This window comes from Halomonas sp. (assembly GCF_034520545.1).
Lineage (GTDB): Bacteria > Pseudomonadota > Gammaproteobacteria > Pseudomonadales > Halomonadaceae > Halomonas.
The window spans coordinates 363440-389884 of sequence record NZ_JAXHNN010000003.1; the positions used below are offsets into that span (position 1 = coordinate 363440).

Below are 26445 nucleotides of genomic sequence, written 5' to 3' on the forward strand. Positions count from 1 at the left end.
GTACGGAACCGTATGCCCGGTGGTGTGAGAGGACGGGGGAGGCAACTCCCCTTCCTACTCGATGAGGAAGGATGCCTCGTATAAGGCTCGTCGGGCTGCTGGCCCTGTTTCCCCTTTTCGCCCAGGCCGATGTGCTCGTCGGTAGCTGGAATATCAAGCACCTGGGCTGGAACAACGACAAGGCCATGCCCCAGGTGGCTCACGTGGCCAACCATTTCGACCTGCTGGCAGTGCAGGAGCTGATGGACCCCGCCGCTCTTTCGCGCCTCGAGGCGAACCTGGAGGAGATGTCAGGTGAGGCGTGGTCCTCCATGGCCAGCCATGCCCTGGGGCGCAGTTCCTACGAGGAGCACTATGGTTTCCTGTGGCGGGAGAGCGAGGTGGCGTACGAGGATAGCGCCGTGGTGTTCATCGATCATGGCGACGTCTTCTCGCGCGAGCCCTACTCGGCGCGCTTTCGCGATGTGGAAACCGACGACCTGTTTACCCTGGCTACCGTGCACGTGGTTTACGGCGACAGCGTGAGCGATCGCCTGCCGGAGATCGAGGCGCTGGCCGACTACTGGCAGTGGCTCGGCGAGAGCCATCCGCAGACGCCGCGGCTGCTGGCGGGCGATTTCAACCTGCCACCGGACCATGCCGCCTGGCAGGCGCTGCGCGAACTGGGGGCCAGCCCCGCGATCACCGAGGGGCGCTCGACCCTGGCTACCTCCGCTGGCCAGTACGCCAGCCTCTACGACAACCTCTGGTACGACGCCGACCGGCTGGATCCCGATGGTCAGGGCATCCTGCTCTTTCCCGAACTGCTGCCCCTGGCCCATCAGGCGGCGCGAGACCGGGTCTCGGACCATGCGCCGGTCTACCTGGCTCTGAATGGCGCGGCGCTGGTCGCGACCCATGCCGGCAGCGGCGAGCTGGTGGCAAGCCGGCGGGTGGCAAACTGCATCGATCTGAACGACAGCAAGGCGGGCCAGCTCACGCAGCTGCCCCATGTGGGGCCGTCGCGCGCCGCGGACATCATTGCCGGTCGGCCGTGGCAGGTGCCTGGCGAGCTCACCCGGATCTCGGGGATCGGCGAGGGGCGGCTGGGGGAGATCCAGCGAAGCGGGCTGCTGTGTAGCGGGTAAGGAAATGGCGACGATTGCCGGTGCGAGGGCTATGCGATGGCGCGCGGCTCGGTATGCTATAGGCACAGCGCTGCTGTAATGACCGAAACCTATCCAAGGAGAACCCGATGCCTGCCACCCCTCCGCTCGAGACGCCTTCCTTCGATCAGACCCTCGCCGCCCTGGATGCCCTGCACGCGGAGGACCCGCGCAGTGTGGAGGTGGACGGCGAGCCGGTACCCCAGGAGCTGTGGCATGCCGGACGCATGAGTGCCTGGCTGGAGCGGCTGCATGAACAGCCTGACGAACTGGTGCAGCTGGCGGTACGCGGCCAGCACCTGCAGCGCTGGCAGGTGCCGCGGGGCGACTACCCCGAGGGGCGGGTAGGTTACCTGACCTGGCGTCGCGATCAGGGCCAGCGCGCCGGGGAGACCACCGCACGGCTTATGCAGGAAGCGGGCTATTCCGCCGAGCAGGCCGAGCGGGTGGAACGGATGATCCGCAAGCAGGGCCTGGGGCGCGACCCTGGCGCCCAGGCAGTGGAGGATTGCGCCTGCCTGGTGTTCCTGGAGAACTACTTCGGTGACTTTTCGAAACAGATCGACCACGACCATTTGATCCGCATCGTGCAGATGACCTGGAAGAAGATGTCGCCCCAGGCCCATCAGCTGGCGCTGGGCCTGCCCATGAGCGATGAGGCGCGCGGCCTGGTGGAAGAGGCGCTGGCGGGATAGCACCAGCGCCTCGGGCGAGCAGCCCGGGCAGGTCGCTCTTTCGGCCTGGCAGCGGGCTATGCCAGGCCCACCACCTGGGCGGTGTAACAGGCGATCATGCGCTCCTCGTCGGTGGGAATCACCCAGGCGCCGACGCGGCTGTCGGCGGTACTGATGCGGTCAGCATCGCGGTGGTTGGCGTCGCTATCGAGCTCCAGGCCCAGCCACTCGCAGCCTCGACAGATGGCCTCGCGCACCGGGGCGGCGTGTTCGCCGATGCCGGCGGTGAAGACGAGCTGGTCGAGCCCCCCCAGGGCGGCGGCCAGGCTGCCGATCTCGCACACGGCACGGTAGGTATAGAGTTCCACCGCTTCGCGGGCCTCGGGGGCATCGCTCTCAAGCAGCTCGCGCATGTCGCTGCTGATGCCGGAAACGCCCAGCAGGCCGGAGCGCTTGTAGAGCACCTCGGAGAGCGCTTCAGCGCTCATGCCTTCCTGCTGGATCAGGTGCAGCACCAGCCCGGGGTCGAGGCTGCCGCTGCGGGTGCCCATGGGCATGCCTTCGATGGCGGTGAAGCCCATGGTGGAGGCCACACTGGTGCCGTTGCGGATGGCGCACAGGCTGGCCCCGTTGCCCAGGTGGGCGACGATCACCCGTTCGCGGCGAGCATCGCCCAGGTGTCGGGGCAGCACGCGGTTGATGTAGTCATACGAGAGGCCGTGGAAGCCGTAGCGGATCAGGCCGCGCTGAGTCATCTCGCGGGGCAGGGCAAACTGGCGGGCCACCTCGGGCTGGTTGGCGTGGAAGGCGGTGTCGAAGCAGGCCACCTGGGGCAGGTCGGGGTGGCGCTCGGCGAGCGGTGCCACGGGCGCCAGGCAGAAGGGTTGATGAAGTGGTGCCAGCGATTCGAGCTCGCCCAGCTCGGCGGTGATCTCGGGCGTGAGTGCCACTGGCTGGTGGTAGTCGCGGCCACCGTGCACCACCCGGTGCCCCACCGCGGCGAGCGACAGGTCGGGGAGCTCATCGAGCCAGCTCAGCAGATGTGCCATGGCGTCGGGCAGCTCGAGCCGTGCGGGCAGCTCGCCCATGTCCATCGTCATGGGGCGCCCCTCGCCATCCTGCAGCTTCAATCTGGGGGTACCACCGTTCAGCCCGGAAAACATACCGCGATAGCGGGGTGTCAGGGTGTCGAGTGAATCGGCACCCGTCAGCGGGTAAAGGGCAAACTTCAGGCTGGAAGAGCCGCTGTTGAGGGTCAGGATATGGCTCATTTCAGATTCCTTGTATCAAGTACTCTTGCTGGGCAGACCCTGGCATTTCTGATGATCCGCCACGAGCAGGGCCAGGGCGCAGGAGGCCATGCGGGTGATGGCTTCGTCGGCGCGGCTGGTCAGGATGATAGGGACTCGGGCGCCCAGCACCAGGCCGGCACCGGTGGCATCGGCCAGGTAGGTCAGCTGCTTCATGAGCATGTTGGCGGCTTCCAGGTCCGGGGCGATCAGGACGTCCGCCCGGCCGGCGACGGGCGAGTCGATGCCCTTGGTGCGTGCGGCACTCTCCGAGATGGCGTTGTCGAAGGCCAGCGGGCCGTCCAGGGTGCCGCCCTTGATCTGGCCGCGGTCGGCCATCTTGCACAGGGCGGCGGCATCCAGGGTGGAGGGGATCTTGGGGTTGATGGTTTCCACCGCGGAGAGAATGGCCACCTTGGGGTCGTGATTGCCAAGGGCGTGGGCCAGCTCGATGGCGTTGGCGATGATGTCGCGTTTCTGGTCGAGGCTGGGGGAGATGTTGATGGCGGCATCGGTGATGAACAGCGGCCGTGGGTAGGTCGGCACGTCCAGGGCCATCACGTGGCTGATGCTGCGCTCGGTGCGCAGGCCGCCGTCTCGCTTGAGGACTTCGTGCATCAGCTCGTCGGTGTGCAAGGCGCCCTTCATGATGGCCTCGGCACGCCCCTCCCGCACTAGGGCCACGGCACGCTCCGCGGCGGCGTGGCTATGGGGAACGTCAATCAGCTCGAAGTCGCGAATGTCGACGTCGGCGGCATCGGCCGCGGCGCGGATCTTGTCTTTCGGGCCGATCAGGATAGGGATGATCAACCCATGGTGGGCGGCGGCCACGGCGCCGGTCAGCGAGACGTCATCCACCGGGTGCACCACGGCCACGGGAATGGCGGGCGGGTGGTCGGCGGCGGAGAGGATCTCGTGCAGGCGGCCGCGCTCGGCCAGGCGCACCGTGGGCATCACGGTGCGGGGGCGGCGAATCTTCTCCATGGGGGCGAGCACCTTGGCCTCGCCCTCGATCACCACCTTGCCCTTCTGGTTCTCGCAGCGGCAATCCAGGGTCAGCTGCGAGCGGGGTTCGTCCTTGGCGGTTACGCGTACGCTGACCTTGAGCTTGTCGCCCAGGGCAACTGGTGCCCGGAAGCTTAGTGTCTGGCCCAGGTAGATGGTGCCGGGCCCGGGCAGCTGGGTGCCCAGCACCGTCGAGATCAGCGCCCCGCCCCACATGCCGTGGGCAATGACTTCCTGAAAGCGTGAGCTGCGCGCGAAGTCGTCGTCCACATGGGACGGATTGACGTCCCCGGACATGATGGCGAACAGCTTGATGTCATCCAGGGTCAGGCGTTTCACGAGGTGCGCCTCGTCGCCTACCTGGATCTCGTCGAAGGTGCGATTCTCGATATAGCGGTCGTCGTTTGGCGCATCCATGGCGGCAACTCCATTGGTGAATATTGCGATGCAGCAAATAGTGACCTTAGCATAGCTTGTTGTTGGCTACATTTCGTTGACCTGTAGGGAACCGTGACGAGTCTGACGCCCGCGCCGAGCCGGGAGGCGGCTCTGCGGCTGCTGGGCCATGTGGCTGAGGCGCTGGCGGGAGCGCCGCCCGAGTCGAGAAAGCAGGCGGGCGGGCCATGTCAGCTCAGCATGGCCCGCCCGCATTGTTGCCGTTGGCTAGTGCTTGATCAGGGAATCAGCGTGTGGGCTGCCTCGAGATAGGCGTCACCATGAGTGCGTACGCGCTCGCGGTCGACGGTTTCGGAGCCCAGGTGCACTTCCTCCAGGTCCACGGCCATGGTGTCGAGCTCCTCGTCGATCTTCGCCATGGCGTTCTCCAGGGTATAGGTGAGCTTGTGGATGGTGCCGAGGTCGGTGTTGCTCAGTTCCTCCTGTGCGAGCAGCTCGGCCAGCTGGTGGTTGGTCTCGGAGAACTGGTTCACGGCCTCGGCCAGGGTGCCGGCGGATTCGCCCTCGAAGTGATCAGGACGCTCCTCGGCCTGGGCGGTGGTGGCCAGCAGGCCGGTGCAGAGAGCGGCGAAAAGCAGGTGTTTCATGTTGGCATCCTTCATGGTGATGAGAATCAATCGCATGGAGGACGCTATCAATGTTCTCCTTTACTGACAACAGTTATCGTTTGCATTTTAGTCGCATTTGATCTGGGTCAGATGCTGGCGAGCAGTCACGTTGCACCGAACTGCACGGTCAGGCTCTCGTCACTCTCGCAGGGCTTGCCGTGGCGCAGGGTCAGGCGCCGCTCGGTGAGGTTCATCACCACCGCGAACAGGGTCTCCATGCGCTCCTCGGGGGGCTGGTCGGGATTGAAGTGTCGACAGATGGAGAGCGGCGCGTTGTCGTGGTCGCTGAGGATGGCGAACAGTTCGCGCTCGCCGATCTCGCCCTCGGCAGGCAGCCGCTCGCGCAGCAGGCTATCCAGCCGCGCCAGGCGTGGCCGGGAGTCCTGGCGTGGAAAGTCCTCGACCTGGCCGGTGGCCTCGCGGGCATAGAGATGGTTGGTGTGGGTGACCATGCCGCCTTCCGGGGCCAACTGGCCGGGTTCACCGGGGTGCACCTCCAGGCCGGCGGCCTGGCCTCCTTCGTTGCCGACCTGGGCGCTGGCGATCAGGAAATGGGCGGGCGAGCAGACCCGGTCATGGGTGGCTACGGCCACGGCGCTTTCCATGTCGGGGCTCTCGAGGATCTTGCGCAGGGCGACGTGGATGGGCAGCCCTTCGCCGCAGGTCCGCGAGCGGATGGCGTTGAGGCAGACGCCGATGCCGTGCTCGTTCATGCCGATCTTGGCCACCATACCCGCCTCGCCGATGCTGATCAGGGCGGGGGCGTCGTGGCCGCTGATCTCCAGCGCCACCACGTTGTGCAGCTGGTCGGTCCTCCAGTCCCAGTTCTGGGCCAGCCACTGGGTGCCGTTGCGGTTCAGGGCGAAGGCCGAGCAGCCGCCGCTGGCCTGGGTCAGCGAGATCTCGCTGCGGCAGTTGAGAGTGAGGATGTCTTCGAAGTCGAGCCCGGCACCTCGCGCTATGCCGTCCATCTCCTCGAGGATCGCCGGGAAGCTGCGCTCGATCATCGGCAGGAAGCGCCCGGCCGTCTGGCGTGCCCTTGCCCAGTCCAGGCCCACGAAGTCCTGGAACAGGCGGTCATAGACCTCGAGGCTGTGGCTGATCAGCTCGGCATGGGCGCGGCCGTGAGCCTCGCCGATCTCGCGACGGCTGCCGGAGAGGGGAGTGATGTGCATGTTCACAGCACCTCGTCGAGCAGTCCGAGGAAGGCGGCCCAGGACTTCTCGTCGGCTCGCTGCTGGTAGCGGTCGCTGCCGAAGACGGTGAAGGCGTGGGGCGCGCCGGAGTAGATCTGGATTTCGTAGGTGGCGCCAGCGGCCTCGAGTTCCTCACCCAGGGAGGCGACGTCGTCCAGGGAGATCGACTGGTCGGCGCCGCCGTGGGCGATCAGGATCGGGGCGGTATCGCTGTTGTAGGACTGACCCTCGGGGGTCGCCAGGCCACCATGGAAGGTGGCATAGCCGGCCACATCCTGCGCCTCGCCGGAGCGGGCGAGCTCCAGTACCACGGCGCCGCCGAAGCAGTAGCCCATTACCACGGTGGGCTGGGCGGCTCCCTGGTCCCGTGCCTCGGCCAGGCCGGCCAGGGTCAGGGTGCGCATGCGCTCGCGATCTTCGTACAGGCGGGCGGTCTCGGCCTTGCGATCCTCGATGCGGTCGGGGCGATTCCCCTGACCGTAGAGGTCGACGGCGAAGGCGTCATAGCCCTGCTTGGCGAGCATATTGGCGCGCTGGCGCTCGTAGTCGTCGAGGCCGTCCCAGTCGTGGATGACCAGCACGCTGCCGCGGGCCTCGCCCTCGGCGGTGGCGAGGTAGCCCTCGAAGGCTTCACCGGCGACGTCATAGGTGACGTTCTGTCCGGTGGGCTCGAACGCGAGCGTGCTGCCTGCGGCAACGCCCAATATAGTGGCCAGGGTAACGGTGGCGTAAAGCGGGTGGCTCATGAGGTGCCTCCAAGGTTGATTGACGACTGTCAGTATAGGCCTCGTCTCCGGGAACGTTGGCGGGGCGGACTTGTGTTCTGGCGGGAAGGGTTCCAGATTGTGATGGTGAGTTACCCGAGCAACCTGAGCGAGACGACAATCATGAAAAAACACGTACTGGCGATGGCAGTCGCTGCGTCCACTGTAGCCCTTTCGGGCATGGCCCAGGCCGAAGTCAAGATCGGTTTCCTGGGGGGCTTCACTGGCGGGATCGAGAGTCTGACCCCGCCGATCTTCGATGGCGCCCAGCTGGCGGTGAATCAGGTCAACGAGCAGGGCGGCCTCCTCGATGGTCAGATGATCGAGATGCCCACCGGTGATACCACCTGCTCCGATGCCTCGGCGGCCTCCAACTCAGCCGACCGCATGGTCAACACCGAGCAGGTTACGGCCATCGTCGGTGCCCTGTGCACCGGCGCCACCATCGCGGCGGCCAACAACGCGGCCATTCCCGGCGGCGTGACCATGGTTTCGCCGGCCTCCACGGCCCCGGCGGTCAGTGAACTCGACGACAACGACCTGGTATTCCGGACCGTGCCCTCGGACGCCTTCCAGGGTAAGATGCTGGCCAAGCTGCTGCTCGAGAAGGGCATCGACGAGGTGGCGGTCACCTACGTCAACAACGACTATGGCCAGGGCCTGTCCGATGCCTTTGCCATGACCTTCGAGGCCGAAGGTGGCACGGTGGCGGCGAACTTGGCCCACGAGGATAACCGCGCCGACTACCGTTCCGAACTCGGCACCCTCTCCTCCACCGGTGTACCGACCCTGGTGGTGCTGGCCTACGCCGACACCTCCGGTCAGACGGTGCTGCGTCAGGCCTACGAGAGTGGCATGTTCACTCAGTACGTGGGCGCCGACGGCATGGTAGGCAACAGCCTGGTGGATGCGGTGGGTGCCGATGTGCTCGAGGGCATGATCGCCACTCGGCCGGGCAGCCCGGACCTGCCGGGCACTGCCATGTTCACTGAGGCTGCCGAGGAGGCCGGGGTCGATCCCGATGCGGTGTTCGCAGCCCAGGCCTACGACGCGGCCTTCCTGCTGGCGCTGGCTATCGAGCAGAACGGCAACGCCGAGCGCGAGGGGCTATCCGCGGCGCTGCGCAGCGTCGCCATGGCCCCCGGCGAGGTGATCCTGCCCGGTGAGTGGGAGAAGGCGGTGGAGCTGATCGCCGCCGGTACCGAGATCAATTACCAGGGCGCTTCCGGTACCCATGAGTTCGACGAGAATGGCGACGTGCCGGGCATCGTGGTCGAGATGACCGTCGAAGACGGCGAGTTCGTGCAGGTCGGCGAACTCGAGGCCGACGACGTCTAAGACACCGGCTCCTGCAGCACGAGGCCCCGGCGGGTAACCGCCGGGGCCTTTTCTCTGCGCTTGCTGCACCTTGTGTTGCTTACGGCTTACGGCTTACGGCTTACGGCTTGCAGCTTACAGCCTGAGTCACCCATGGTGTCGAACCTTCTCTGGCAGCAGCCCCTTGGGTGCGTAGCGCAGCACCAGGGTGATCAGCAGGCCGATCACCAATACCCTCGCCTGCAGGGCCCGACTGTCCAGGTTGGTGGGTGCATCCCAGCCGAAGGCGCCCTCACCGAAAGCAACGGCCATGTCCATCAGGAACAGTGCCAAGGGTGCTGACATGATCCAGATGATGTACACCGCCACGGCGCCGAAGATGGTGCCCAGGTTGTTGCCGGGCCCGCCCAGGATCACCATCACCAGCACCAGGAAGGTGTGATTGAGAGGCAGGTAGCCCTGGGGATCGAACATGGTGTTGAAGCTGGCCATGGCCGCCCCGCCGATCCCCATCAGGATGCAGCCCAGCACGAAGATCTCCAGGCGGCGCTTGTTGATATCCTTGCCCATGGCGGCAGCGGATATCTCGTTATCGCGAATGGCGCGGATCATTCGCCCCCAGGGAGCGTGGTAGGCGCGGCTCAGCAGGAAGAAGATGACCGCGATCACCACTGCGGTGACCGAGAGATAGAGGGCACGGGCCAGGGTGAACCCGACCTCGGCCGGGCCCGGCACCGGCCAGGGCAGCGGCGAGACGGTAGCGGTGCCGCGGGTCAGCCAGTCGGAGTTCTTGAGGAAGGCCTTGATGATCTCGGCAATGCCCAGGGTGGCGATGGCCAGGTAGTCGCTGCGCAGCCCCAGGCAGACGCGGCCTATGAAGTAGCCGACGCCACCGGCGAGCGCCCCGCCGATGATCCAACCAACGCCGACCGGCAGGCCGAGGCCGCCGATGAAGCCGGCACGGGTTTCGATCTGGTCGGTCACGCCGCGGAAGGCATTGACCACCACTAGGTAGAGCACTACCCCGAGAATCACGGCGATGACGGTACGCAGCTTTTTCGGCACGCCGAGGCGGTCGAGCCGGGTGGCGCCGAACACCACTAACACGGCGCCGACCATGTAAAGTAATGCTCGTCCCAGCTCACCGGGCAGCTCGCTCTCCCAGAAATCCGGATTGACCGGAAAGCTGAAGAGCATGGCACAGAAGCCGCCCAGGGCGACGAAGCCCATCACCCCGGCGTTGAACTGGCCGGCATAGCCCCACTGGATGGTCAGCCCCAGGGCCAGGATGGCGTAGCAGGATGCCTCGACCAGCATGCGGGTGCTGTAGGCCGGGCCCATGGCGGCGTAGACGCCCAGCACGGCCACCAGCACGGCAGCGAAGAGGATCACCTCGCGCAGCGGAAAGCGGCGCGGTGCGGCGACGGTATCGGCTCGTTTCGTGTCCATCAGATCACCTTGCCCTTGAAGATGCCGGTGGGGCGCCACACCAGAATGACGACCAGGATGAAGAAGGGCACCACGATCTTGTATTCGGTGCCGACGAAGGCCAGGTTGCCCGACTGTGTCAGCCACTCCGGCAGGCTGTCGCGGAAGGGTCGCAGCAATACGCTCCAGTTGAAGACGGCGAGGGTCTCGGCGAAGCCGACCACGAAGCCGCCGGCGACGGCGCCGTAGGGGTGCCCCACGCCGCCGACGATTGCTGCGGCAAAGATCGGTAGCAGCAGGAAGAAGCTGAGGTCGGGTTTGAAGGTCACGTCCAGCGACAGCAGGGTGCCGGCGATGGCGGCCAGTCCCCCGGCGATCACCCAGGTGACGGCGACGATGGTATTGGTGTTGATGCCCGAGGCCTGGGCTAGATCGGGGTTGTCGGACATGGCGCGCATCGCCTTGCCCAGCCGCGAGCGGTTGAGAAAGAGGTGCAGGCCGACGACCGTGACCAGTGTGATCACGAAGAGATAGAGCTGCGGTTCGGTGATCACCACCGGGGCCCGCACACCATCGAAGGGCAGGGCGAGGCGGAAGATCTCCTTGCGATCATCCACGTAGAGGCTCTGGCCGCTGGTGCCCGCAAACAGCCGGATCAGGCCCTGGAGCATCAGCGTCACCCCAAGCGAGCCGATCACCAGCACGATCGGCTTGACCCCATGGGCGCGCAGCGGCTTGTAGAACGCTTTGTCGATGCCCACCGCTAACAGGGCGGTGAGCGCCATGGCCAGCGGCAGCAGGATCAGCGCAGAGGGCACGCCGAAGGCGGCACCCACCCCTGGGAAGGCGGTAGTCAGCAACAGCACCATGAAGGCGCCGAAGGTCATCATGTCGCCATGGGCGAAGTGGGCGAAGCGCATGATGCTGAAGATCAGCGTCACTCCCACCGCGCCGATGGCATAGATCGAGCCGCTCACGCTGCCAGCGATCACCACGTTGTTGATAAAGAAGACAAGTTCATTCACGTCGGTACTCTCCCACCTTTTCTGACCTTCTGGGCTAGCCGCCCAGGAAGCTCTTGGCGACTTCCGGATCGGCCAGCAGGGCGGCGCCGGTATCGGTGAAACGGTTCTGGCCGGCGGCCAGCACGAAGCCTCGGTCGGCAATGGCCAGGGCCTGCTTGGCATTCTGCTCGACCATCAGGATGCCTACGCCGGCCGAGTTGACAAGCTTTACCTGCTCGAAGATCTCGTTCACGAAGAGCGGCGAGAGGCCTGCGGTGGGTTCGTCGAGCAGCAGCAGGCTGGGTTCGGCCATCAGCGCCCGGCCCATGGCCACCATCTGGCGCTGGCCGCCGGATAGCTCCCCGGCAGGCTGGTGACGCTTGTCATGGAGCGGCGGGAAGAACTCATAGACCTGCTTCAACATGCGCTTGACGTTGTCGGGCTTGAGGAAGGCGCCCATCTCCAGGTTTTCCTTCACCGTGAGGCTGGGGAATACGTTGTGTTCCTGGGGGACGAAGCCCATGCCTTTCTGCACCAGCTTGTTGGGTGGCAGGTTTTGGATCGGCTCACCACGCAGCAGGATCTCGCCCTGGCTGACGTGGAGCAGGCCGAAGATGGCCTTGAGCATGGTGGACTTGCCGGCGCCGTTGGGGCCGACGATCACGCCGATCTCGTCGGCCTCGATGGCCATGTCCACCCCATTTAGGATGTTCATGCCGCCGTAGCCACCTTGCACGTCGCGTGCGTCGAGTAATGGCATTGTCAGATGTTCTCTGCGTTCGTTCTCGTTGTTGGAAAGCGCTGGAATGCGCTGGCCGGAAGCCTGCCTTCGGCAGCGGCTTTCCCGTCAGGATGCGGCGCCGAAGTAGGCCTCGATGACTTGGGGGTTGTTCTGGATCTCCGCGATGCTGCCCTCAACCATCACGCTGCCCTGGGCGAGCACGATCACCGGGTCGCAGAGTCGCGCGATCATGTCCATGTCATGCTCGATGACCAGGAAGGTGTAGCCCATCTCGCGATTGAGCCGCTCGATGTTGGTCACCAGGTCGCCGAGCAGGGTGCGGTTGACCCCGGCGGCGATCTCGTCGAGCAGTACCACCCGGGCGTTGGTCATCATGGTGCGGCCGAGCTCCAGGAGCTTTTTCTGGCCGCCGGAGAGGTTGCCGGCCAGCTCGTTGCGTACGTGGTGCAGACCGATGAAGTCGATTACCTCCAGCGCCCTGCGGCGGACTTCGTCCTCTTGCCGGTTCACCAGGGAGGGCTTGAGCCAGGCATTGAAGAGGGTCTCGCCGGCCTGGGCCGGCGGCACCATCATCAGGTTCTCCAGTGCCGTCATCTGCGAGAATTCATGGGCGATCTGAAAGGTGCGCAATAGCCCCTTGTGAAACAGCTCGTTGGCGGGACGGTTGGTGATGTCCTCGCCGTCGAGCAGCACCTGGCCGCTGTCCAGCGGCAGGGCGCCGGCGATGATGTTGAACAGCGTCGACTTTCCGGCGCCGTTGGGGCCGATCAGGCCGGTGATCGAGCCCTGCTCCACCTGGATCGAGCAGTCATTGATGACCCTTAGGCCACCGAAGGCTTTCTGGACGTGCTGGACGTCGATGATGGCTGCCATATCGGATTCCGTCGCTGGTTGTTTGTACCCTTGTTCTTACAGTTCCTGGCTGTCACCGGCCAGGAAGGTTCGGCCGGCGGCGAAGGCGCCGATGATCACCACGGCGCCGATGGCCGGAATAACGTAGCCCTCGACCTGTGGGATGCTGCGCAGGAAGACGAAGGCGACCGCAGCAGGCGCAACGAAGCGTACCAGGAAGCGCCAGATGCGGAACCAGCGCTCGTTGGTGCGCATTTCCTTCATGACTTCGGAGTGGGTCAGCGTCCAGCCGGCGAAGAGCGCGATCAAGAGGCCGCCCAGTGGCATGAAGATGTTGGTCAGCAACTCGATGAGCTCGAAGGCGCTGCGCCCGAAGAGGACGTGGAAGAACGTGCCCTCGGCCCAGAGATTGAAACTGAGCACGGTGAGCAACCCCAGTGCCCAGCTGGCGATGACCATGATGGCCACGGCCTGGGGCCGGGTCAGGTCAAAGCGCTCGACCAGGAAGGCCGCCACCGGCTCGATCAGCGAGATCGAGGAGCTGATGGCCGCGCCCAGCACCAGGATGAAGAAGGCCCCGCCGACCAACGCCCCGCCGGGCATCTCGGCGAAGGCCAGCGGCAGGGTGACGAACATCAGTCCCGGGCCCTCGCCGGGGTCGAGCCCGGCACCGAAGACCAGCGAGAAGATCGCCAGGCCGGCAACCATGGCCACGGCAGTGTCGACCACGGCGATGGAAAAAGCGGTACGGGTCAACGATGCCTCACCGGGCATGTAGGCGCCGTAGGCCATGATCGCGCCCATGCCCAGGCTCAGTGTGAAGAACGACTGGCCCATGGCCTGCAGCCAGCCTTCCAGGCTGAGATCGGCCAGGTTGAAGGTGAACAGGAAGCTGGCAGCGGCAGCGAAGTCTCCGATGATGGCGCCATAGCTCAGCACCACCAGCAGGATCACGAACAGTGAGGGCATCAGCACGCGCAGCCCTGCCTCGATGCCCCTGTGGATGCCGAGACCGACGATCAGCGCCGAGGCGGCAATGAACAGGGTGTGATAGAGCGTCAGCAACGCGGGCGAGGCGAGCAGGGCATCGAAGCTCTGTCCCACGCTGCCGGCATCCACGTCGACCATGGCACCGGTGAACATCAAGCCGGTGTAGTGGATCGCCCAGCCGGCGATCACCGAGTAGAAGCTCAGGATCAGAAAGGCCGAAGCGGCGCCCAGCCAGCCGATCGTTTCCCAGCTTCGCGACGTCTGGTGGGTACGGGTCAGGAAGCGCATGCCCATGATCGGGCTGCGACGGCTGTTGCGTCCCAGCATGATCTCGGCGATCAGGATGGGAATGCCCACCGCGAAGATGGTAATGGCATAGACCAGGATGAAGGCGCCACCGCCATTCTCGCCGGTCAGGTAGGGAAAGCGCCAGAGGTTGCCAAGCCCTACGGCCGAGCCGACGGCGGCGAGCAGGAAAGTACCCTTGTGAGTCCAGACGTTGTGCGTGCTCATGGGGATCCAGGATTGTCTTGTTGGGCCTTGTGGGCCTGCCCTGCGACTTTGCGGCACAAACCCCCTTCCTGGCTAGTCGTCCTGCGTTTAGGGGGCGTTGGTGGTGAAAATGGTATCCACGCGCTGGATCATTCCTCGTCATCGTCCTCGGCAGCGCCGGGCTCGGGCTCCAGGGCGCGCTTGTCGTCCGGCAGGCGCACGGTGTCGCCCAGGGCGAGCTTGCCGTGAGACTTGAGGCGTCGGCCGTTGTCCATGGCTATGATCGCCGCCACCTCGCCGATGCTGGTGCCCTCGACCCAGGCTTCGACCTTCACCCGGACGATGGTGCCCTCGTAGCGGGCCGACAGGATGTCGCCGGGCCGGGGCTCGACGAGCTGCTCGGGATGGTTGGCGAAATGCGCCAGCACGCTGTCGCGGCCGGGCTCATCCCATTCCACGTGCTTGTGCATGGTGGCTCTCCTTACGGTAGGGGAATACAGCCTCCAGCATAGCCGTCGAGGCAGGACACGAAAGTACGTCACGACTAAAAACGAGAGAGCCCGCCGGGAAAGCGGGCTCTGGAGGGGCGTGAAGCCCTCGTGGGGCACTCGTATCGCAAGTTTTGTGTGGTTCAGCTCCGCATCCGCGGAACATCGTAGGGATCGAGAGGGAGTTCGATCAGCAGCGGGCGATCTCGTGTTTCGATCGCAGCGATGGCGGCTTCGAGTTCCTCGGTCGACTCCACACGAATCCCCTCACCGCCAAGGGCCGTGGCAACATCGGCAAAAGACGGCCATTTGAATTGCGATAAGCCAGGGTCCATGTCGCGATCCAGGAACTGGATATGCTCGGCGCCGTAGGCACTGTCGTTGCAGACGATGACGATCAGATTGAGGCCGAGACGGACGGCCGCGTTGAACTCGTTCACCCCGCCCATCATGAACCCGCCATCGCCGGTGAACAGCACGACCGGTCGATCCGGGGCGGCGAGGGCGGCGCCGATCGCCTCCTGCAGGCCGAGGCCGATCGCGCCGAAATTCGCCGTCACCAGGAAGCTGCGCGGATCGGGAACGGAGATACGGCACCAGACCTCGGTCATGAAGCGGCCGGCGTCGGTGGTCAGGATGCGGTCCTTCGGCAGAGCCTCTTCCAGCCGGTCGAGTGCATGGATGTAATTGACGCAGCCCGCCGGGGCCTTGTCAGCCTGTCCCGGCGAATGGGCGGTGAGCGTCGCCGGGTCCAGCTCCTCGGTGAAGCCGCTCGGTTCGATCTCGGCTTCGTCTAGCCAGTAGACGATGTTGTCGGCGGTCAGCCCCGCATCGGCCACTAGTGCCGCATGGGGGTGGTAATTGCGCCCGATCGCGGCGGGGTCGTCGTTGATCTGTACGACGCGTTTGCCCTCCATCAGCTTGCCGCGGTCGGTAGTGAAGTAGTGCAGGCTCGCGCCGAAGGCGATCACGCAGTCGGCCTTGGCGATCACATCATAGGCCGCATCCGTGCTGAGCGTGCCGAAGATATCCATGTTGCCGGGGTGGCCATTGAACAGGCCCTTGGCCTTGAGCGTGGTAGCGAGTGGCGCCTGCAGACGTTCGGACAGGCGGATCAGTTGGTCTCGGGCGCCGGTCGCTCCGGCCCCGGCCAGGATGACCGGTCGCCGGGCGGAGGCGATCATGCCGATCGCTTCATCGAGGTCATCGCCTTCGGGCACATAGGCCGGAGTGGTGAAGACCGGATACTTGACCTTCTGGTGCAGTGCCTCCTCCCACATGAATTCGACCGGCATGTTCAGCACGATGGGCCGTCTTTCAATGCGTGCGCGGTAGAAGGCATTAGCGACATCTTCCGCCGCGGTCTGTGCAGAGCGCATCTGTTCGAATCCCGCTCCGGTCACCGTGACCACTTCGCGCTGATCGATGCTTTGCAGGTGTTGGGGGTTCACCGCCGGGGTGTCGCCGCACAGCAGAACCATCGGGATGTTGCCGCGGGCTCCCTCGGTCAGTGCGGTGACGCAGTTGGTGAGGCCCGGCCCATGCGTAACCGTCGCTACGCCGACCTGGCCCGAGACATGGGTATAGGCCATCGCCATCAGGATCGAGCTGCCTTCGAAGGCGGCGGGGACAAATGTTCCCCCGCACGATCGCACATAGTGATCGACCATAAAGAGATTTGCATCACCCATCAGGCCGAACAGCGTGTCGACGCCGTGGTCCTGGATGGATTGCGCAATCGATTGGTAAACGTAGGTTTTTTTGTCAGACATGCTCAGTAATCATTGCTGATGCCTGCTCGCCGGTCGCAGACATTTTGTTGTGGTGGTTGCCCGCTTTCTTCGTGCCCATGTTCAGGCCAGAACCGGCAACCGTCAATCGGCAAGCCTTTCACCACCCGAGCTCGATATCGCCGCCGTTCCGCTTGCCGGCACGAATCGTCCAGTGGACGTCGTTCGCCATGAGCGTCGAGGCGGCGCGCGATGGTGCGGGTCAAGCTTGTTTCGCGATGTGCCTATTTCTTGCCGGCGCGCTTGCGATCGTTCTCGGTCAGATGTTTCTTGCGCAGGCGGATGTGGTGCGGGGTGATCTCGACCAGTTCGTCATCATCGAGGAACTCGATGGCCTGCTCGAGGCTGAACCTGACGGGCGGTGTGAGCACGATGTTCTCGTCATTGCCCGAGGCGCGCATGTTGTCGAGCTTCTTGCCCTTGGTGGGGTTGACCACCATGTCGTTGGCGCGGTTGTTGATGCCGATCAGCATGCCCTCGTAGACCTCGGTGCCATGATCGATGATCAGCTTGCCGCGCTCCTGGAGGGCATACAGGGCATAGGCCAGGGCCTTGCCGGAAACCATGGACACCAGCACGCCGTTGCGACGTTCGATGGAGGCGTCGGGCTTGAGCGGGCCGTAGTGGTCGAAGCGGCTGGTGAGGATGCCGGTGCCCGAGGTCAGGGTCAGGAACTGGCCACGGAAGCCGATCAGCCCGCGGGCGGGGATCATGAAGTCCAGGCGCACGCGGCCCTTGCCGTCCGGGTTCATGTTGAGCAGCTCGCCCTTGCGATAGCCGAGTTCCTCCATGATGGCGCCCTGGTGCTGCTCCTCGCAGTCGATGATCACTTCCTCGTAGGGTTCCTGCTTCTCCCCGTCGATCTCGCGGATGATCACCTCGGGACGCCCCACGGCGAGCTCGAAGCCCTCACGACGCATGCTCTCGATCAGCACCGAGAGGTGCAGCTCGCCGCGACCGGAGACCTTGAACTTCTCCGGGGTCTCGCCCTGCTCCACCCGCAGCGCCACGTTGTGGATCAGCTCCTGGTCGAGTCGGTCCTTGATGTTGCGGCTGGTGACGAACTTGCCGTCCTTTCCGGCGAAGGGCGAGTCGTTGACCTGGAAGCTCATGGAGACGGTGGGCTCGTCCACGGAGAGCGGCGGCAGCGCCTCGACGGCGGCCGGATCACACAGGGTGTCGGAGATCGCCAGACTGTCGATGCCGGTGACGCAGACGATGTCGCCGGCGGTGGCTTCGTCGGTCTGAACGCGCTCCAGGCCCATATGGGTCATCACCTGGCCGATCTTGCCCTTACGGGTGTTGCCTTCCTTGGTGACGATGGTGACCTGCTGGTTGGGCTTCACCGAACCGCGCTTGATGCGGCCCAGGCCGATGACCCCGACGTAGCTGTTGTAGTCCAGCGCGGAGATCTGCATCTGGAAGGGGCCGTTCAGCTCGACCTTGGGCGGCTCGACGATGTCGACGATGGACTGGAACATGGGCGTCATGTCCTCGGCCAGCTCATCGGGATCCGGCCCGGCGATGCCGTTGAGTGCCGAGCAGTAGATGATCGGGAAGTCGAGCTGGTCGTCGCTGGCACCAAGGTTATCGAACAGGTCGAAGATCTGGTCGATGACCCAGTCCGGGCGGGCGCCGGGGCGGTCGATCTTGTTGACGACCACAATCGGCTTGAGGCCCTGATCGAAGGCCTTCTGGGTGACGAAGCGGGTCTGCGGCATGGGGCCGTCCACCGCGTCTACCAGTAGCAGCACGGAGTCGACCATGGACATTACGCGCTCGACTTCGCCGCCGAAGTCGGCGTGTCCCGGCGTGTCGACGATGTTGATGTGGAAGTGCTCGCCATCGGGCGCCTGCCAGCGGATGGCCGTGTTCTTGGCCAGGATGGTGATGCCGCGTTCCTTTTCCTGGTCGTTGGAGTCCATGATGCGTTCTTGCCCCTCCGCCTTGCGGTCCAGCGTGCCGGACTGGCTGAGGAGCTTGTCGACCAGGGTGGTCTTGCCGTGGTCGACGTGGGCGATGATGGCGATGTTCCTGAGACTATCGATATGTGAAGGAGTTACGGTCGTGCTCATAGGGTGTGACTCGCTGATATGTACGCACCTATGTACACGTTTTATAAGTACCCTAGGCGCGGGGCAGGGAATGTAGGCCGCGCATTGTACAGATTAGCGGCGCCCAGGAGTAGCAAGTTCGGTGCCTTACCAGGGCTATCGCAGAGGGAAGTATTGCTCAAGGCTGTTCCGGCGACAGGTTCCGAAGTGTCGGAACATCGGAGCAGTGCTCCTTGCCCCTGGCGTAGACCTCCACTTCGACCTGTCCCCGGCGCCTTTCGCCTTGGGTAATTGCGATAGTCCTGCGGACAAGGGGTGGCTGCATGTGTCGATATGGTGCATGGTAAGACGATGGCGCACCTAAGTGGTGCATTTTGGTGCGTGATATCCCCCCTTTACGTATCGCTATCCCGATGCTGGTGCAGGATCTTTCCAGTAGCTATGTTATAAAATTCTTGTAAATCATCAAATTATGGATTTGACGGCATGAAACGGTGCAGGGTTGGCACGCTGCCTGCATTGTTGTGGGCAGTGCCGTGTTCGTGCATGGCGGCCGTGGGCAGCGTTGCTACGGCATGCTACAACACCTGCTGGTATCGCCAGCACTATTGCAATACACAAGCCTAACCTTTCGAGCCTAGCTCACAGCGGAGGACATCATGTCTGCCAAGACTCTCGCCCTGATTGAAGAACACGACGTTAAGTGGATCGATCTGCGCTTCACCGATACCCGCGGCAAGGAGCAGCACGTCACCATTCCGGCCCGTGACGTTGACGAAGAATTTTTCGAGAACGGCCAGATGTTCGACGGTTCTTCCATCTCTGGTTGGAAGGGCATCAACGAGTCGGACATGATTCTGCGCCCTGAAGATGGCACTGCCTTCCTCGATCCCTTCACCGAGGACTCGACCCTGGTGCTGCGCTGCGACATCATCGAGCCGGCTACCATGCAGGGCTACGAGCGCGACCCGCGCTCCATCGCCAAGCGTGCCGAAGCCTACCTGCAGTCCTCTGGGCTGGGCGATACCGCCTTCTTCGGACCAGAGCCCGAGTTCTTCATCTTCGACGAGGTGCACTGGAAGTCCGATATCGAAGGCTCCATGTACAAGATCACCTCCGAGGAGGGTGCCTGGTCCACCGATCGTCAGGTCGAGGGCGGCAACCTGGGTCACCGTCCGCGCGTCAAGGGTGGTTACTTCCCGGTTCCGCCGGTGGACAGCTTCCACGATATCCGTGGCGCCATGTGTAACACCCTGGAGGCCATCGGCCAGACCGTGGAAGTGCATCACCATGAGGTGTCGAACGCCGGTCAGAACGAGATCGGAGTCAAGTTCAACACTCTGGTCAAGAAGGCCGACGAGCTTCAGGAAATGAAGTACGTGGTGCACAACGTGGCTCACGCCTTCGGCAAGACCGCTACCTTCATGCCCAAGCCACTGGTCGGTGACAATGGCAGTGGCATGCACGTCCACCAGTCCTTCTGGAAGGAGGGCGTCAACCAGTTCGCCGGTGACGAGTACGCCGGTCTCTCCGAGATGGCGCTCTACTACATCGGTGGCATCATCAAGCACGCTCGTGCCCTGAACGCTTTCACCAACGCTTCCACCAACTCCTACAAGCGTCTGGTGCCGGGCTTCGAGGCGCCGGTGATGCTGGCCTACAGCGCCCGCAACCGCTCCGCGTCGCTGCGCATTCCCTACACCGCCAGCCCCAAGGGCAAGCGTGTCGAGCTGCGCTTCCCGGATCCTACCGCCAACCCTTACCTGTGCTTCTCGGCGATGCTGATGGCCGGAATCGACGGCATTAAGAACAAGATCCATCCCGGCGACGCCATGGACAAGAACCTCTACGACCTGCCGCCGGAAGAAGGCAAGTCCGTGCCGACCGTGGCCCACAGCCTCGATCAGGCCCTGGAGGCGCTGGATGCCGATCGCGACTTCCTCACCGAGGGTGGCGTGTTCACCGACGAGATGATCGATGCCTACATCGAGCTGCTCAGCGAGGATGTGGAACGCATCCGCATGACCACGCACCCGATCGAGTTCGATATGTACTACAGCTGCTGATTACGCACGGCTGACGGCTCGGGCCTTCAGGTCCGCCGTGGCTTGCCGCCACGCGTGTTGAGTGAGGAAAGGGGTTCCGCCATGGCGGAACCCCTTGCTTTCGTACACTATCCAATAAAGCGATGATGCAATCTCATGGCCGTTGCCGTCAGGTGGCGGCAACGACGCAGGGGGTAGGCATGAACAAGGTACTCGTGATCCTGGCGCTGGGGCTCTCGGTAAGCTTCGTGGCCCAGGCTCAGAACATCTACCGCAGCACCGATGCCCAGGGCAATGTGGTGTTCACCGACAATCCGGAGCGCGGCGGCGAGGAAGTCGACCTCAAACCACTCACCGTGGTACCCAGCCGCGGCGGGGTCCGCGAGGGGGAGCCACCGGCTGTGATCGACGGCGGCGGGAGTAGTGGCGGAACCTCTGCCGGCCCGGGGCAGCCCTTCATGCCCTACGACAGCTTCACCATCCTCTCGCCACGCCAGGAAGAGACCCTGCCCACCGGGGCCGCCGGCAACGTCCAGGTGGCCTTGGGCATACAGCCGAACCTGCGTGAGGACCATCGGGTGCGTCTGCTGGTGGACGGCCGGGTCAGCCAGACGGCCATGCATACCGATACCTTCATGCTCAACAACCTGAATCGCGGTGAACACGTGCTGCAGGCCGAACTTCTGGATGCGAATGGGGCGGTGCGACATCGCACGTCGCCGGTGACCCTCTACGTGCAGCGGGCCAGCGTCAACCTGCCCCAGAACCCTAATAACCCGGGCAGCAATTAGCTGCCCCATCGTCGGCCAAACCCGCCGCTGTGTCCGGACGGTAGCCACAGGCCCTGTCGCGAGCCTCCGCCTCGCGACGAGGGCCACTTCGATGCTTTCGATCATGCCGACCGGGTGAGTGAAGGCAGGGCTTTCGAACACCTGGAGCGATTGCGCGACGGCGAGACCCCGCAACGTCCCGATGCCGAACGAGAGGCATCGCCATACCCGCCACATCGTCATCGTTACTCCGACGTTCCTTCTTCGGAGTCGCGCTGATTCTCCTGCTCTCCTGGCGTCCTCGCTGCACGCCAATCGCCAGTCCGTGCCATCCTGCACTAAAGTGGTGCGCAATGCGGGTGCGACCCTGCCCCGATAAGGCGCCATGACGCGCGCCATAAAGTGGCGCGCTTTTTGCAGCATGTCTTGAAAGACAAGTCTTGAGTGACAAGCCTTGAGAGCGCCTCCCGATGGAGGCCAAACCGGACTGGGCAGGACCTCCCCATGTACCAACGCTTGATGGAACATCTCACCACGGCGGTACTGCTGCTCGATGGCGAGCTGCGGCTGCGCTGGATGAACCCGGCCGCTGAAGCGCTGTTGGCGATCAGTCTGAGTCGTCTCAAAGGGCTGCCCCTGCCGTCCCTGGTGGATGGCGGGAAGCAGATCGGTGAGTTGCTGGCCAAGGCACGCGACGAGCTCCACCCCTTCACTCAGCGAGAAGCGCGGCTGACCCTGGCCTCCGGCGAGACGCTTACGGTGGATTATACGGTTTCGCCGCTGTCTGCCGACGAGTTGCTGCTGGAGGTGGAGCCTCGCGACCGGCTGTTGCGCATCTCCCGCGAGGAGGCGCTGCAGACCCGACAGGAGACCATCAAGGTGCTTGCCCGGGGTCTGGCCCATGAGGTCAAGAACCCCTTGGGCGGTATCCGCGGCGCGGCTCAGCTGCTGGAGCGTGATCTCGATGACCCGGGTCTCAAGGAGTTCACCCACATCATCATCGAAGAGGTGGACCGCCTGCGTGATCTGGTCGATTCCATGCTTGGGCCCAATCGGGTGATTCGCCATGAGCCGCTCAATATCCACAAGGTGCTGGAGCGGGTCCGTGCGCTGCTTATCGTGGAGCATCCGGGCGTATGGATCGAGCGCGACTACGACCCCAGCCTGCCGGACCTGTCTGGCGACGAGTCTCAGCTGATCCAGGCTGTGCTCAACGTGGCGCGCAATGCGGTTGAGGCCATGACCGAGGCAGGCATCGCCTCGCCGAAGCTCACGCTGTGCACCCGGGCTCGCCGCCAGTTCACCCTGGGGGCCGAGTGTCACCGGCTTGTTTGCGAGGTGGCAGTCGTCGATAACGGCCCGGGCATTCCCGGGTCGCTGCGCGAGACCCTCTTCTACCCCATGGTCTCTGGGCGTGCCGAAGGCAGCGGCCTGGGTCTCTCCATCGCGCAGTCAATCCTGCACCAGCACCATGGGCTGATCGAGTGCGAGTCCCAGCCCGGCCATACCCAATTCAGACTGCTGATTCCGCTGGAGAAACACCATGACTGATGTCGCACGCGTGGTGGTCGTCGACGACGACCGTGCCATTCGCTGGGTACTCGAGCGTGCCCTGGCCCAGCCTGACCTCGAAGTGGAGACCCTCGCTCGAGCCGATGGAGCCCTGGAGCGCCTGCTCGAGGCGCCACCGGACGTGCTGGTCACCGATATCCGTATGCCGGGAATCGACGGCCTGAATCTGATGGCCAAGCTGCGCGAGGTTCATCCGGAACTGCCGGTGATCGTGATGACGGCCCATTCCGACCTGGACAGTGCCGTGGCCTCCTATCAGGGTGGCGCCTTCGAATACCTGCCCAAACCCTTCGATGTCGACGAGGCACTGGCCCTGGTTCGCCGTGCCGTGGCCCATGCCCGCGAGCGCCAGCGTCCGGTCAACGTGCCCGAGGGCCTGGACGCCGAGATCATAGGCGAGGCCCCGGCCATGCAGGAGGTGTTCCGCGCCATCGGCCGGTTGTCACACTCACATATCACCGTGCTGATCAACGGCGAGTCGGGAACTGGCAAGGAGCGGGTAGCCCAGGCGCTGCACCAGCACAGCCCGCGGGCCGGCAAGCCGTTCATCGCCCTGAACATGGCGGCGATCCCCAAGGACCTGATCGAGTCGGAGCTGTTCGGCCACGAGAAGGGTGCCTTCACCGGTGCAACCGCCCAGCGCCAGGGGCGTTTCGAGCAGGCCAATGGTGGCACCCTGTTCCTCGACGAGATTGGCGATATGCCCGCCGAGACCCAGACCCGCCTGCTGCGGGTATTGGCCGATGGCGAGTTCTACCGAGTCGGCGGGCACACCTCGGTGAAGGTGGATGTGAGAATCATCGCGGCCACCCACCAGAACCTGGAGACCCTGGTAGGAGATGGTCGCTTTCGTGAGGACCTCTTCCACCGCCTCAACGTCATCCGCGTGCACCTGCCAAAGCTGGCCGAGCGCCGCGAGGACATCCCGCGCCTGGCGAGCCACTTCCTGGCCGAGGCGGCCAAGGAGCTCGCTACCGACGTCAAGGTGTTGACCCCCGAGGCCGAGGCGCACTTCACCCGATTGCCCTGGCCGGGCAACGTTCGCCAGCTGGAGAACACCTGTCGCTGGCTGACGGTGATGGCCTCCGGGCGCGAGGTGCTCGTCGAGGACCTGCCGCAGGAGCTGCGCGAGCCCGGGGCCGCCGTGGGCAACATCGAGGACTGGCGCACCGCCTTCCGTGACTGGGCCGACAGGGCGCTGGCCGCTGGCCATACCCACTTGCTCGAGGAAGCGGTGCCGGATTTCGAACGCATCCTGATCGAGACGGCACTCAAGCACACCGGGGGACGCAAGGGCGAGGCCGCCGAGTTGCTGGGCTGGGGGCGCAACACGCTCACGCGCAAGCTGAAGACGCTGCTGCCGGCGCTGGCGGAGGGGGAGTGAGCCGTGACTGGCTAGGACGAAAGGCGCATTGTTGAGCGTGACGCCGCTGCCGTAGCGTCGCCGATGTATGAGCAATTTTTCATTCAATAGGTCTTTCTATGCCCGTCGCTCCAGAAGCTCCGCTCTCGCGTTCCCACCTTGGTGACGTGGACACGGCAGAGGGTCGATGAACATGACACCCATCGCTTCCCCGGCATCGGGTTCACTGGCCGGCATTCGCGTCATTGACCTGACTCGCGTCATCTCCGGTCCTTTCTGCACCCAGATCCTCGGCGACCATGGGGCCGATGTGGTCAAGATCGAGCCACCGGGCAAGGGCGATGTGGTACGCAGCCAAGGCAACATGGTCAACGGCGAGAGCTGGTACTTCGCCCAGTTCAATCGCAACAAGCGTTCGCTGACGCTTGACCTGCGCAGCGACGACGGCAAGGCGATCCTGCGGCGTCTTCTGGAGGGCGCCGATGTGCTGGTGGAGAACTTCCGCCCCGGGGTGCTGGCCAAGATGGGCCTCGACGACGACACCCTGCGCGAGCGCTTCCCCCATCTGGTGGTGGGGCGCATCAACGGCTTCGGTTCCACCGGCCCCTATCGCGACCGCCCCGCCTATGACTTCATCGCCCAGGCCATGAGCGGTTTCATGGGCGTGAACGGCCCACCCGACGGCGAGCCCATGCGGGCGGCACCGCCGATCAGCGATATGGTGGCCAGCCAGAACCTCGCCTTCGGCATCTGCGCCGCCCTGGTGCGCCGCGCCACCACCGGCCAGGGGGAGATCGTCGAGACGGCGCTGACCAACGGCCTGATCGCCATGATGGGCTATCTGGCCGCCGAGTTCTTCGCCACTGACCATGTGCCGGCGCGCACCGGCAACGACCACCCCATGCTTTATCCCTATGGCCTGTTCAAGGCCAACGACGGTGAAGTGGCCATCGCTCCCAGCAACGACACCATGGTGGAACGCTTCCTGAGCGCCCTGAATATGCTGCATCTGCTCGATGAGGAACGCTTCGCCGACAACGCTCGACGTATGAACAATCGCGACGCGCTGCGCGAGATTCTCAACGACGTCACCGAAAAACGCGGGGTAGATGAATGGATCGAGCATCTCAACCGAGCCGGTGTCCCGTGCGGGAGAGTACACGACATGCGCGAGACCTTCGCCGACCCCCAGGTGCAGGCTCAGGAGATGCGCCTGGAGCTGGAGCAGGCCTCCGGCAAGGTTCCCGTGACCGGCTTTCCCGTCAAGATGCGCGAGGCGCCGGCGACTCTCTACCATCGGGTACCGCGGCTCGGCGAGCACACCCGCGAGTTGCTCGGGGAGCTGGGCATGACCCGGGGAGCGTTGGATGATCTGCAAGCGCGTGGGGTGATCTGAACTACCCTGAACACGGCCGCCTCGAGGGGGGGACGTGCGCGTGCTGGCGGTGCTCTCCGAGGAGCCCCTGCCCGACCCCTTCGCCGAGCTGCCCACCGCCGCCTCCCAGGGCAATGACGTGGCGGGCTACAACTGGCGCGGCTTCTACACCGGCGGCGAGGTCTTCGACGAGGACTATGCCGCCATGGTGGAGGACCTGCAGGCACTCTCAGACAGCGACGAGTGGAAGGAGGTCGCCCAGCAGATCGGCCTGGTCTACTCCTGGCTGGTCCGGAGGCGCCTGCAGTAGCTCCCGGATCGCTAGCTGAGCAACCTCCGGGCCAGTAGCCGCTGCATGTCACGCCGCTGATGGGCGATCAGATAGACGATGATGCGCTCAGCATGTTGCCGGTAGAGGATGCGTACCGGTGGCGCGATGATCTGCCGGTATTCCCGGATGCCCAGTTCCAGCAGTTCGCGGGGGTGGCTGCCGCGTTCGGGAAATTCCCCCAAGGAGGCAATGCGTTCTTCAAGGGCGCTTAGTAGCTGATCGGCCACCAGTGGTGAGTCCTCGGCGATGAAGTCGTACAGTTCCCGCAAATCTTCGAAAGCCGAGGCCGTGAGCTCGATCCGAAGCGCCATCGTCAGCCGTCTGTGCGGCGCAGCTGGCGGAAACACTCTGTGGCGTCCAGGGTCTTGCCTTGTTCGACCTCCTGGTCGCCAAGCGCCAGGATCTTCAGTAGCGCCAGGGTCTCCTGGGTCTGTTCAAAGCTGCGGATATCCTGCACGACCATCCGGGCCTCGCCATTCTGGGTGATCACCATGGGCTCGCGCAGCTCGTTGAGCGAGCGGGAAATCTCCGCAGCATGGGCCTTCAGGTAGCTGATCGGCTTGATGTTCTCTGAGTATTTCATGGTACCCCTGCGTCGCAGCCTGTTCGGACTTAATTTAGTCTTTATCTGGTGCCATGGCAATGGACAGGGTCTGCTGCCTCGTCAGGGATGATGGCAACGTGTCGGTCGGCAG

General features: G+C 64.4%; 24 protein-coding genes. 9 read left to right on the forward strand and 15 right to left on the reverse strand.

Annotated elements, in window-relative coordinates:
- Positions 1 to 71: 71 nt before the first annotated feature.
- The gene (locus U5L98_RS03720; RefSeq protein ID WP_322556998.1) at positions 72 to 1127 is read left to right on the forward strand and encodes an endonuclease; all 1056 of its coding nucleotides are present in this window, start codon (positions 72 to 74) and stop codon (positions 1125 to 1127) included.
- A 107-nt stretch (positions 1128 to 1234) separates the two neighbouring features.
- Positions 1235 to 1840 carry a DUF4202 domain-containing protein gene (locus tag U5L98_RS03725; protein WP_322556999.1) on the forward strand — a complete coding sequence of 202 codons (606 nt, stop codon included), beginning with the start codon at positions 1235 to 1237 and terminating at the stop codon, positions 1838 to 1840.
- A gap of 56 nt (positions 1841 to 1896) precedes the next feature.
- On the opposite strand, the gene U5L98_RS03730 is transcribed toward U5L98_RS03725, so the two are convergent.
- The 5 genes from U5L98_RS03730 to U5L98_RS03750 form a co-directional block, all read right to left on the reverse strand.
- Positions 1897 to 3090, reverse strand: a complete 1194-nt coding sequence (locus U5L98_RS03730) for an acetate/propionate family kinase (protein ID WP_322557000.1) — start codon at positions 3088 to 3090, stop codon at positions 1897 to 1899.
- A 15-nt stretch (positions 3091 to 3105) separates the two neighbouring features.
- Positions 3106 to 4530 (reverse strand): bifunctional enoyl-CoA hydratase/phosphate acetyltransferase, encoded by a 1425-nt coding sequence (locus tag U5L98_RS03735; protein WP_322557001.1) that lies wholly within the window; start codon positions 4528 to 4530, stop codon positions 3106 to 3108.
- Positions 4531 to 4787: 257 nt separating this feature from the next.
- The gene (locus U5L98_RS03740) at positions 4788 to 5156 is read right to left on the reverse strand and encodes a DUF6746 family protein (RefSeq protein ID WP_322557002.1); all 369 of its coding nucleotides are present in this window, start codon (positions 5154 to 5156) and stop codon (positions 4788 to 4790) included.
- A gap of 125 nt (positions 5157 to 5281) precedes the next feature.
- Complete coding sequence (locus U5L98_RS03745) at positions 5282 to 6352, reverse strand: C45 family peptidase (RefSeq protein WP_322557003.1); 1071 nt, start codon at positions 6350 to 6352, stop codon at positions 5282 to 5284.
- 2 nt (positions 6353 to 6354) lie between these two features.
- The gene (locus U5L98_RS03750; RefSeq protein WP_322557004.1) at positions 6355 to 7119 is read right to left on the reverse strand and encodes a dienelactone hydrolase family protein; all 765 of its coding nucleotides are present in this window, start codon (positions 7117 to 7119) and stop codon (positions 6355 to 6357) included.
- A gap of 141 nt (positions 7120 to 7260) precedes the next feature.
- Here U5L98_RS03750 and U5L98_RS03755 point away from each other — a divergent pair, with 141 nt between their 5' ends.
- Positions 7261 to 8475, forward strand: a complete 1215-nt coding sequence (locus tag U5L98_RS03755) for an ABC transporter substrate-binding protein (protein WP_416208169.1) — start codon at positions 7261 to 7263, stop codon at positions 8473 to 8475.
- Between the two features lie 126 nt (positions 8476 to 8601).
- Here the strand turns inward: U5L98_RS03755 and U5L98_RS03760 are convergent, their stop codons facing one another.
- From U5L98_RS03760 to typA, 8 genes are all read right to left on the reverse strand, one after another.
- On the reverse strand, positions 8602 to 9903 hold the full coding sequence (locus U5L98_RS03760; protein ID WP_322557005.1) for a branched-chain amino acid ABC transporter permease: 1302 nt from the start codon (positions 9901 to 9903) through the stop codon (positions 8602 to 8604).
- Positions 9903 to 10907: a branched-chain amino acid ABC transporter permease gene (locus U5L98_RS03765; protein WP_322557006.1), complete on the reverse strand. Its 1005-nt coding sequence runs from the start codon at positions 10905 to 10907 to the stop codon at positions 9903 to 9905. Before U5L98_RS03765 ends, U5L98_RS03760 begins: the two co-directional genes overlap by 1 nt.
- A 34-nt stretch (positions 10908 to 10941) precedes the next feature.
- The gene (locus tag U5L98_RS03770) at positions 10942 to 11646 is read right to left on the reverse strand and encodes an ABC transporter ATP-binding protein (RefSeq protein WP_322557007.1); all 705 of its coding nucleotides are present in this window, start codon (positions 11644 to 11646) and stop codon (positions 10942 to 10944) included.
- 87 nt (positions 11647 to 11733) lie between these two features.
- On the reverse strand, positions 11734 to 12501 hold the full coding sequence (locus tag U5L98_RS03775; protein ID WP_322557008.1) for an ABC transporter ATP-binding protein: 768 nt from the start codon (positions 12499 to 12501) through the stop codon (positions 11734 to 11736).
- 36 nt (positions 12502 to 12537) lie between these two features.
- Positions 12538 to 13983, reverse strand: a complete 1446-nt coding sequence (locus U5L98_RS03780; RefSeq protein WP_322557009.1) for a sodium-dependent transporter — start codon at positions 13981 to 13983, stop codon at positions 12538 to 12540.
- Between the two features lie 128 nt (positions 13984 to 14111).
- Positions 14112 to 14432, reverse strand: coding sequence for a hypothetical protein (locus tag U5L98_RS03785; protein WP_322557010.1), 321 nt, complete (start codon positions 14430 to 14432; stop codon positions 14112 to 14114).
- Positions 14433 to 14593: 161 nt separating this feature from the next.
- A complete protein-coding gene (locus U5L98_RS03790; protein WP_322557011.1) occupies positions 14594 to 16222 on the reverse strand; it encodes a thiamine pyrophosphate-binding protein in 1629 nt (542 codons plus the stop codon).
- A 242-nt stretch (positions 16223 to 16464) separates the two neighbouring features.
- Positions 16465 to 18315 (reverse strand): translational GTPase TypA, encoded by a 1851-nt coding sequence (gene typA / locus U5L98_RS03795; RefSeq protein WP_322557012.1) that lies wholly within the window; start codon positions 18313 to 18315, stop codon positions 16465 to 16467.
- Positions 18316 to 18953: 638 nt separating this feature from the next.
- Here typA and glnA point away from each other — a divergent pair.
- From glnA to U5L98_RS03825, 6 genes are all read left to right on the forward strand, one after another.
- Positions 18954 to 20360, forward strand: coding sequence for a glutamate--ammonia ligase (gene glnA, locus U5L98_RS03800; protein WP_322557013.1), 1407 nt, complete (start codon positions 18954 to 18956; stop codon positions 20358 to 20360).
- Between the two features lie 179 nt (positions 20361 to 20539).
- A complete protein-coding gene (locus tag U5L98_RS03805) occupies positions 20540 to 21130 on the forward strand; it encodes a DUF4124 domain-containing protein (protein ID WP_322557014.1) in 591 nt (196 codons plus the stop codon).
- A gap of 483 nt (positions 21131 to 21613) precedes the next feature.
- On the forward strand, positions 21614 to 22660 hold the full coding sequence (gene glnL, locus U5L98_RS03810) for a nitrogen regulation protein NR(II) (protein ID WP_322557015.1): 1047 nt from the start codon (positions 21614 to 21616) through the stop codon (positions 22658 to 22660).
- Positions 22653 to 24065 (forward strand): nitrogen regulation protein NR(I), encoded by a 1413-nt coding sequence (glnG, locus tag U5L98_RS03815; RefSeq protein ID WP_322557016.1) that lies wholly within the window; start codon positions 22653 to 22655, stop codon positions 24063 to 24065. Before glnL ends, glnG begins: the two co-directional genes overlap by 8 nt.
- 166 nt (positions 24066 to 24231) lie before the next feature.
- Positions 24232 to 25440, forward strand: a complete 1209-nt coding sequence (locus tag U5L98_RS03820; RefSeq protein WP_322557017.1) for a CoA transferase — start codon at positions 24232 to 24234, stop codon at positions 25438 to 25440.
- Between the two features lie 34 nt (positions 25441 to 25474).
- Positions 25475 to 25729, forward strand: a complete 255-nt coding sequence (locus U5L98_RS03825) for a hypothetical protein (RefSeq protein ID WP_322557018.1) — start codon at positions 25475 to 25477, stop codon at positions 25727 to 25729.
- Between the two features lie 11 nt (positions 25730 to 25740).
- On the opposite strand, the gene U5L98_RS03830 is transcribed toward U5L98_RS03825, so the two are convergent.
- Together U5L98_RS03830 and U5L98_RS03835 are read right to left on the reverse strand one after the other, a co-directional pair.
- Positions 25741 to 26061 (reverse strand): type II toxin-antitoxin system RelE/ParE family toxin, encoded by a 321-nt coding sequence (locus tag U5L98_RS03830; RefSeq protein ID WP_322557019.1) that lies wholly within the window; start codon positions 26059 to 26061, stop codon positions 25741 to 25743.
- Between the two features lie 2 nt (positions 26062 to 26063).
- Positions 26064 to 26333: a type II toxin-antitoxin system Phd/YefM family antitoxin gene (locus U5L98_RS03835; RefSeq protein WP_322557020.1), complete on the reverse strand. Its 270-nt coding sequence runs from the start codon at positions 26331 to 26333 to the stop codon at positions 26064 to 26066.
- Positions 26334 to 26445 lie beyond the last annotated feature (112 nt).

Coding starts and splice junctions, on each gene's coding strand:
- glnA (WP_322557013.1), top strand. CDS start 18,954: ATGTCTGCCAAGACTCTCGCCCTGATTGAAGAACACGACGTTAAGTGG.
- glnL (WP_322557015.1), top strand. CDS start 21,614: ATGTACCAACGCTTGATGGAACATCTCACCACGGCGGTACTGCTGCTC.
- U5L98_RS03780 (WP_322557009.1), bottom strand. CDS start 13,983: ATGAGCACGCACAACGTCTGGACTCACAAGGGTACTTTCCTGCTCGCC.
- U5L98_RS03790 (WP_322557011.1), bottom strand. CDS start 16,222: ATGTCTGACAAAAAAACCTACGTTTACCAATCGATTGCGCAATCCATC.
- U5L98_RS03805 (WP_322557014.1), top strand. CDS start 20,540: ATGAACAAGGTACTCGTGATCCTGGCGCTGGGGCTCTCGGTAAGCTTC.
- U5L98_RS03740 (WP_322557002.1), bottom strand. CDS start 5,156: ATGAAACACCTGCTTTTCGCCGCTCTCTGCACCGGCCTGCTGGCCACC.
- U5L98_RS03820 (WP_322557017.1), top strand. CDS start 24,232: ATGAACATGACACCCATCGCTTCCCCGGCATCGGGTTCACTGGCCGGC.
- glnG (WP_322557016.1), top strand. CDS start 22,653: ATGACTGATGTCGCACGCGTGGTGGTCGTCGACGACGACCGTGCCATT.
- U5L98_RS03750 (WP_322557004.1), bottom strand. CDS start 7,119: ATGAGCCACCCGCTTTACGCCACCGTTACCCTGGCCACTATATTGGGC.
- U5L98_RS03830 (WP_322557019.1), bottom strand. CDS start 26,061: ATGGCGCTTCGGATCGAGCTCACGGCCTCGGCTTTCGAAGATTTGCGG.
- U5L98_RS03745 (WP_322557003.1), bottom strand. CDS start 6,352: ATGCACATCACTCCCCTCTCCGGCAGCCGTCGCGAGATCGGCGAGGCT.
- U5L98_RS03785 (WP_322557010.1), bottom strand. CDS start 14,432: ATGCACAAGCACGTGGAATGGGATGAGCCCGGCCGCGACAGCGTGCTG.
- U5L98_RS03775 (WP_322557008.1), bottom strand. CDS start 12,501: ATGGCAGCCATCATCGACGTCCAGCACGTCCAGAAAGCCTTCGGTGGC.
- U5L98_RS03770 (WP_322557007.1), bottom strand. CDS start 11,646: ATGCCATTACTCGACGCACGCGACGTGCAAGGTGGCTACGGCGGCATG.
- U5L98_RS03720 (WP_322556998.1), top strand. CDS start 72: ATGCCTCGTATAAGGCTCGTCGGGCTGCTGGCCCTGTTTCCCCTTTTC.
- U5L98_RS03835 (WP_322557020.1), bottom strand. CDS start 26,333: ATGAAATACTCAGAGAACATCAAGCCGATCAGCTACCTGAAGGCCCAT.
- U5L98_RS03725 (WP_322556999.1), top strand. CDS start 1,235: ATGCCTGCCACCCCTCCGCTCGAGACGCCTTCCTTCGATCAGACCCTC.
- typA (WP_322557012.1), bottom strand. CDS start 18,315: ATGAGCACGACCGTAACTCCTTCACATATCGATAGTCTCAGGAACATC.
- U5L98_RS03730 (WP_322557000.1), bottom strand. CDS start 3,090: ATGAGCCATATCCTGACCCTCAACAGCGGCTCTTCCAGCCTGAAGTTT.
- U5L98_RS03735 (WP_322557001.1), bottom strand. CDS start 4,530: ATGGATGCGCCAAACGACGACCGCTATATCGAGAATCGCACCTTCGAC.
- U5L98_RS03755 (WP_416208169.1), top strand. CDS start 7,261: ATGAAAAAACACGTACTGGCGATGGCAGTCGCTGCGTCCACTGTAGCC.
- U5L98_RS03760 (WP_322557005.1), bottom strand. CDS start 9,903: ATGGACACGAAACGAGCCGATACCGTCGCCGCACCGCGCCGCTTTCCG.